This window comes from Psychrobacter sp. APC 3279, assembly GCF_030407795.1.
In the GTDB taxonomy this organism is placed as follows: Bacteria; Pseudomonadota; Gammaproteobacteria; order Pseudomonadales; family Moraxellaceae; genus Psychrobacter.
In genome coordinates this window covers 1-841 of the sequence record NZ_JASDCR010000047.1, presented here as the reverse complement: position 1 = coordinate 841, position 841 = coordinate 1, and the positions used below count along the sequence as shown (strand labels likewise).

Sequence of the window (841 nt, the reverse complement as noted above, 5' to 3'; positions counted from 1 at the left end):
TAGGGCGTGTCATCAATTAGCACAGTTATTTTAGAATAAGCTATAGTAACTCTATATTTAGCAATCTGAGTAAAACCCTCATGACAAGACGCCATGCCCTACGAGATGACCAATGGGCGAGAATTAAAGACATTCTGCCAGGTCAACCAAATGACGTTGGTGTTACTGCAAAGGATAACCGCTTATTTGTAGAAGCCGTCTTGTACCGCTATAAAACAGGCATACCTTGGCGTGACCTACCTGAGCGTTTTGGCGACTTTAGAGTGATTCATACTCGTTTTAGCCGTTGGTCACAAAAAGGCGTATGGGAACAGGTTTTTAATCAGTTGTCTGAGCAATCCGATGATGAATATGCCATGCTAGACGCCACTATTGTTAAAGCCCATCAGCATAGTGCTGGAAAAAAAGGGATCAAGCCATCGGTCGCAGTAAAGGTGGACTGACGACCAAAATACATACTCGTACAGATGCGCTAGGCAATCCTACAGGCTTTTATTTGACCGGTGGCGGCGCTCATGACTTGCAGGGGTCAGACGTGTTGTTAGATGTCAGTATTAGCCAAACCTGGCTTGCCGATAGAGCTTATGATGCTGATGCCCATGTCATTGAACCGATTAAAGCCGTACAAGGCAACGCAGTTATACCGTCTAAGTGTCATCGGTTGCAGCCAAGAGACTTTGACAAAGAGCTCTATGAAGCACGGCATTTAATTGAGAACTTCTTTGCCAAGATTAAGCAGTATCGTGCGATTGCTACTCGCTATGATAAGTTAGCCCGTCATTTCTTGAGTGCTATTTATCTGGTTTCTTGTGTCATTTGGCTTAATTGATGACACGCCCTA

Annotated in this window: 1 pseudogene; it reads left to right on the top strand. The window is 44.4% G+C overall.

Annotated features, from left to right (window positions below):
• Positions 1 to 80 precede the first annotated feature (80 nt).
• A pseudogene (locus tag QL898_RS13750) lies at positions 81 to 829 on the top strand (IS5 family transposase).
• The last annotated feature ends 12 nt before the right edge of the window (positions 830 to 841 follow it).